Below are 5929 nucleotides of genomic sequence, written 5' to 3'. Positions count from 1 at the left end.
GGCCCGGTGCCGGCCACGCGCCGCACCGGGCCGGTGTCCGTCACCCGCGGCACCGGGCCCGTGTCGGCCACCCGCGGCACCGGGCCCGTGTCGGCCACCCGCGGCACCGGGCCGGTGTCCGTCACCCGCGGCAGCGGACCCGTGTCGCTGATCCTCGGGATCGGCCCGGTGTCGCCGCGCCGCGGCAGCGGCGGGCGCGACCGGGCGCCGGTCCCGCCCTCGCCGTCGCGCGTCTGCTTCCTGCCCTTGCCGCCCGCGCTGTGCCTGCCCACGTTGTGTGTCAGCTCCCGCCCGGGCTCGCCTCGGCGGCCCCTGTCTCGTACTCGTCCAACAGCTCGGTGAAGGCCCTGGCCACCACTTCCGGGTACTCCATCATGGCCACGTGCCCCGCCGCAGGCAGGGCCAGCAGCCGGGAGTGACGGAACGCGCCCTTCGCCCGCCGCGCCATCCGGAACGACACGAGCTGGTCGCGGCCGCCGTAGATGAGAAGCGTAGGGGCAAGCACCCGCTCGGCCAGCCGCCAGAGCGAGTGCTGCCCGCCCAGGGTGTACGCGCCGACGACCCCGCGCGCCGAGCGCTCCATGGCGTCCCAGTGGTACGGCAGCCGCATCCGTCTGGCGTACTCGCGCGCGTGCTCCGCGAAGCCCTGCGGGCTGACCCGGCTCGGGTCGCCGTAGCAGAGGCCGAGCACGGCGCGGGTGCGCTGCTCGGGAGTCCAGTCCCGGGTCAGCCGGGCGAAGAGCGTGGTGACGCCGGGCACCGCGAGCAGCGCCGTGGGCACCGCGGTGCGCTGGGGAGGCAGTTCGGGCAGCGCCGGGGAGACGAGGGTGAGGGTGCGCACCAGGTCGGGGCGGAGCGCCGCGACGCGGGTGACGATGGTGCCGCCCAGCGAGTTCCCGAAGAGGTGGACGGGGCCGCGCGCGCCGGCGTCGAGGTACCGGATGACGGCGCGGGCGTGGCCGGAGATGGAGTAGTCGCCGTCGTCGGGGGGCGGGGAGTCGCCGAAGCCGGGCAGGTCGACGGCCTCGCCGTCGACGCGGCCGGCGAGGAGGGGGCCGAGGCCCCCCCAGTTCAGCGCGGACCCGCCGAGCCCGTGCACGTACACCGCCGGCGGCAGCCCCGCGCGCGCCGCCGGGTGCTCGCGGACGGCGAGGGTCAGCCCGGACAAGGTCACCTGGCGTCGCCGGACGCCGCCCGCGGCGGCGGCGGAAGAGGGCGGCACGGTCCCGGGCGGCGTCCTCGCCGGGGAGGCCGCGTCGCCCGCCAGCGAGGGCTCTGTCGACGGCATGGGGGTAATGTTACGAGACAGTCACGCGGTGGTTCACGTGTTCGTGCGCACCGGCCGCCTCGCGGCTGAAAGCGCCCTCTCTTACGCTCGTATGGAGGACATCGACCGAAACTGCGCCCGAAGTCCACGTGACGAACCGGCGCGCGGCGGCGGCAGCATCGGCAGCACGGCGCGCAACAGCGGTGCGAGAGAGGGGAGACGACGCCATGACGGTCGACCCGCAGGATCCGGACACGTTCGACGAGCCCGCCGGCGGCGGTACGGGCCCCGCCGGCGCGAGGGACGCGTCCGCCGACCCCCCGGAGCCCGCCGACCCGGACGGCGAGGCCCCGGAGGCCGACGCCGCGGAGCAGCGCGCCGAGGTGGACCAGGGCGAGGACGACGTCCCGGCGGGCGAGCCCGGCAGCGACGAGGTGAACCCCGCGGACGCCGCGGAGCAGGCCCGCATCGTCGAACAGGGCGAGGACGAATACCGGTGACGTGCTCCGTAATGCCCCGGTTCGGGACAGGTCGGATGCGATGAAATTTCGCGCAGCGACGGAGCGCCGGACGATTACCCGCACGTACGATGGCACCTGCGGTCGGCCCGCCGGACAGGCCCGGCGTCCCGGGGGCGATCATCTGAGGAACCAGGAGGCGCAGTGACAGCCATCGAGCAGGCCGAGACGCGTCCACGCAGTACGCGGCTTCCCCGCCGCGCGCGCCGCAACCAGCTCCTCGGCGCGGCCCAGGAGGTCTTCGTCGCCCAGGGCTACCACTCCGCCGCCATGGACGACATCGCGGACCGCGCCGGCGTCAGCAAGCCGGTGCTCTACCAGCACTTCCCGGGCAAGCTGGAGCTGTACCTCGCCCTGCTCGACCAGCACTGCGACGCGCTGCTCAAGGCGGTGCGCGCGGCGCTCGCGTCCACGTCGGACAACAAGCAGCGCGTCGCCGCCACGATGGACGCGTACTTCGCCTTCGTCGAGGACGAGGGCGGCGCCTTCCGGCTGGTCTTCGAGTCCGACCTGACCAACGAGCCGGCGGTGCGCGAGCGGGTCGACAAGGTAAGCCTGGACTGCGCGCAGGCGGTCAGCGAGGTCATCGCGGAGGACACCGACCTGCCGGTGGAGCAGGCGATGCTGCTCGCGGTGGGGCTGTGCGGCATGGCGCAGATCACCGCGCGGTACTGGCTGGGCTCCGGCCAGCCCGTCCCGCGGGACGCCGCCGCCCGGCTGATCGCCTCGCTCTCCTGGCGCGGCATCGCCGGCTTCCCCCTGCACGGCGGCCCCGACCAGGCGCAGGACCAGGCTCAGGACCCGGCGTAGGCCCGTCCCGGCGGCGCGCCCACCGCGGGTTCGCGGCGGTGTTCGCTGCGGGCGTGCAGGCATCGGGCCCGCCGGGTGTGCACGCCGGGTTAGTGTGCATCCGTACATCCAACTGACCGAAAGGGATCAGGCCGTGGAGGTCAAGATCGGCGTGCAGCACGCCCCCCGAGAGATCAGCCTGGAGAGCGGGCAGCCCGCCGAAGAGATCGAGAGCGCGGTGGCGGATGCGCTCGGCGGCAAGTCGGAGGTGCTGACCCTGGTCGACGACCGCGGCCGGAAGATCCTCGTGCCCGCCGACCGCATCGCCTACGTGGAGATCGGTGCGCCCACCGCACGCAAGGTGGGATTCGGCGCGATCTGAGGCGGCTGCCACCGCTTTCCCAGCCCGTCCGGCCTCCCGGTGCCCGGCACCGGGAGGCCGTCGTTTGCCCGCGATTCCCCGCGGGTAGACCCGGAGCGTCCGATTCGCCACAGCAGGCGGGGGCCCAACGAAGGGCGGGCGCGAGATGATCCTGGCAGCGGTGTGCTCCGCGGTGATCGGCCTGGCGATTGCGCTGGCCGCGTTCTCCCGCTATCCGGACCGCTTCCGGCACCGGAACCTCACCCTGGCCACCGGCCCCGGAGCCGCCGTGCTCGGCGCCGCGATCACGTACACGGTGCTGGGCGGCGGGCACCTGCCGATCGTGCTGCCGGTCGCCGCGGCGTTCGCGGCGGCGATGCTGTCGCTGCTGGTGAAGCACCCGGAGCGGAGCCGCCCCGCGGCGGCGTACCTGGCGGGGCGCCCGGTGCGCTGAGTACCCCGGGCCGTACGGACAGGGCGGGCCTGCGCGGACCGCTTACGGACACGTACGGGCGAAGCAGGCGCCCGCGGCTTACGCCGACAGCCCCAGCGCCGCCATCCGCTTGGTGTGCGCCTCGGTGATACGCGAGAACATCCGCCCCACCTCCGCCAGGTCGAAGCCGTCGGCGACCCCGCCCACGAGCATCATCGACAGCGCGTCCCGCTCCGCGACCACGCGCTGCGCCTGGCTCAGCGCCTCCCCCATCAGCCGCCGGGCCCACAGCGCCAGCCGGCCGCCCACCCGGGGGTCGGCGGCGATGGCGCTGCGGACCTTCTCCACGGCGAACGTCGCGTGCCCGGTGTCGTCCAGCACGGCCAGCACCAGCCCGCGGGTGTCGGAGTCCAGCCGGACCGCGACCTCGCGGTAGAAGTCGCTGGCGATCGAGTCGCCGACGTACGCCTTGACCAGCCCCTCCAGCCAGTCGGACGGCGCGGTCTGGCGGTGGAACTCGTTCAGCGCGGCGGCGAACGGCTCCATGGCCCGCGGCGGGTCCTCGCCGATCTCGGCCAGCCGGTCCCGCAGCCGCTCGAAGTGGTGGAACTCGGCGGCGGCCATCGCCGCCAGCTCCGCCTTGTCCGCCACACCGGGCGCGAGCTTCGCGTCCTCCGCCAGCCGCTCGAAGGCGGCCAGCTCGCCGTAGGCGAGGGCGCCGAGCAGGTCCACGACCGCGGCCCGGTACTGCGGGTCGGCCGCGGCCTCCGCCCAGCTCTCGGCGGCCACGCCGGTCGCGGCGGCGGCGGTGGTGTTCTCCGGCTGCTCGGGAGCCTCGTCGGGAGGGGGAGTGTCCATGGAGCGGAGAATAGCGGCCCGCGCGGACCTGGGAAGAGCCTGGTCAGCCCGTGGACTATGAGACATCGCACAACACAGCTGCACGATTTTAGGTAGAGTGGTATAGCGCCCGCCGGCCACGGCGGGTCCCCCATGCCCCGGGCGTGAGTCCCCGGGCGCATGGGAAGCATGCACTGAAGGATGCCCGGTCGGTAGCCCGATCGGCTCCGCACCCCGACCGCTCTCAGCGGGGCCCGTGCGGCCTGTCCCGCCGTACGCACACCGCCGGAGGGAATTCTCGCGGCTGGAGCGCCCGAGTGACGGAAGAAGTGGTCCCGCGCCACCCCGCGCGGTACGACCCCCGTCCCCCGCCGCTCGCCGCGACCGACAGAAGAGGCAAGCATCCTGTCCACGTTTCGAGACCTGGGGATCCTCCCCGAGACTGCTGAGGCCCTGGAGGCCGTGGGAATCACCACGCCCTTCCCCATCCAGGAGATGACCCTCCCGGTCGCCCTCGCCGGCACCGACGTGATCGGCCAGGCCAAGACCGGCACCGGTAAGACGCTCGGCTTCGGCCTTCCCCTGCTGGAGAAGGTCGTCGTCCCCGCCGACGTCGAGTCCGGCCGCGCCGACCCCGGCACCCTGACGGAAGCGCCGCAGGCGCTCGTCGTCGTCCCCACCCGCGAGCTGTGCGTGCAGGTCACCAACGACCTGCTGACCGCCGGCAAGGTCCGCAACGTCCGCGTGCTGTCGATCTACGGCGGCCGGGCGTACGAGCCCCAGCTGGAGGCGCTGAAGAAGGGCGTCGACGTCGTCGTCGGCACCCCCGGCCGCCTCCTCGACCTCGCCGGGCAGCGCAAGCTGGACCTGTCGAAGATCAAGGTGCTGGTGCTCGACGAGGCCGACGAGATGCTCGACCTCGGCTTCCTGCCGGACGTCGAGAAGATCATCCAGCAGCTGCCGGCCAGGCGGCAGACGATGCTGTTCTCGGCCACCATGCCGGGACAGGTCATCGGCCTCGCCCGGCGCTACATGTCGCAGCCCACCCACATCCGCGCCACCACGCCGGACGACAGCGGCGCGACCGTCGCCGCCGTCGAGCAGCACGCCTTCCGGGCGCATTCGCTGGACAAGCCGGAGATGCTGGCGCGCATCCTGCAGGCCGAGGGCCGCGGGCTGACCATGATCTTCTGCCGTACGAAGCGGACCTGCGCGGACGTCGCCGAGCAGCTGGCCCGGCGCGGGTTCGCCGCCGGCTCGGTCCACGGGGACTTGGGCCAGGGCGCGCGCGAGCAGGCGCTGCGGGCGTTCCGCAACGGCAAGGTCGACGTGCTGGTCTGCACGGACGTCGCCGCCCGCGGCATCGACGTCACCGGCATCACGCACGTGATCAACTACCAGACGCCGGAGGACGAGAAAACGTACCTGCACCGCATCGGCCGCACCGCCCGCGCGGGCGCGTCCGGCACCGCGGTCACGCTGGTCGACTGGGACGAGATCACCCGCTGGCACCTGATCAACAAGGCGCTGGAACTCGACCTGGAGAACCCCGAGGAGACGTACTCCACCTCCCCGCACCTGTACGAGGCGCTGAGCATCCCCCAGGGCACGAAGGGCGTGCTGCCGCGCGCCGAGCGCACCCGCGCTGGGCTCGGCGCCGAGGAGCTGGAGGACCTGGGCGAGACGGGCGGCGGCGCGCGCCGCGGCGCGGGCCCGCGCCGCGG

The 5929-nt window shown here is 73.9% G+C and carries 7 protein-coding genes and 1 pseudogene; 5 read left to right on the top strand and 3 right to left on the bottom strand.

All coding sequences use genetic code 11. From position 1 onward, the window contains the following. A pseudogene (locus ABD317_RS32685) lies at positions 1-272 on the bottom strand (hypothetical protein); the annotation flags it as partial. A gap of 8 nt (positions 273-280) precedes the next feature. Continuing rightward, the gene (locus ABD317_RS32680; protein ID WP_234019968.1) at positions 281-1288 is read right to left on the bottom strand and encodes an alpha/beta fold hydrolase; all 1008 of its coding nucleotides are present in this window, start codon (positions 1286-1288) and stop codon (positions 281-283) included. Positions 1289-1494: 206 nt separating this feature from the next. On the opposite strand from ABD317_RS32680, the gene ABD317_RS32675 reads away from it, so the two are divergent. From ABD317_RS32675 to ABD317_RS32660, 4 genes are all read left to right on the top strand, one after another. After that, on the top strand, positions 1495-1767 hold the full coding sequence (locus tag ABD317_RS32675; RefSeq protein WP_344294783.1) for a hypothetical protein: 273 nt from the start codon (positions 1495-1497) through the stop codon (positions 1765-1767). Positions 1768-1929: 162 nt separating this feature from the next. Further along, positions 1930-2595, top strand: a complete 666-nt coding sequence (locus tag ABD317_RS32670) for a TetR family transcriptional regulator (protein WP_037781838.1) — start codon at positions 1930-1932, stop codon at positions 2593-2595. A gap of 133 nt (positions 2596-2728) precedes the next feature. Continuing rightward, on the top strand, positions 2729-2956 hold the full coding sequence (locus ABD317_RS32665; protein ID WP_027754039.1) for a DUF3107 family protein: 228 nt from the start codon (positions 2729-2731) through the stop codon (positions 2954-2956). Between the two features lie 145 nt (positions 2957-3101). After that, on the top strand, positions 3102-3389 hold the full coding sequence (locus tag ABD317_RS32660; RefSeq protein WP_344294781.1) for a hypothetical protein: 288 nt from the start codon (positions 3102-3104) through the stop codon (positions 3387-3389). A gap of 78 nt (positions 3390-3467) precedes the next feature. Here ABD317_RS32660 and ABD317_RS32655 read toward each other — a convergent pair whose 3' ends face one another. Then, complete coding sequence (locus tag ABD317_RS32655; protein WP_027754041.1) at positions 3468-4226, bottom strand: ferritin-like fold-containing protein; 759 nt, start codon at positions 4224-4226, stop codon at positions 3468-3470. Between the two features lie 441 nt (positions 4227-4667). Here ABD317_RS32655 and ABD317_RS32650 point away from each other — a divergent pair. After that, positions 4668-5929 (top strand): DEAD/DEAH box helicase (locus ABD317_RS32650; protein ID WP_425582498.1); only part of this gene is annotated, 1262 nt, incomplete at its 3' end.

Origin of the sequence: Streptomyces synnematoformans (assembly GCF_039531005.1) — a bacterium.
GTDB classification, from domain to species: Bacteria; Actinomycetota; Actinomycetes; order Streptomycetales; family Streptomycetaceae; genus Streptomyces; species Streptomyces synnematoformans.
Note: the sequence above shows the minus strand (reverse complement) of the source record. Positions and strands in the feature narration are given on the sequence as shown.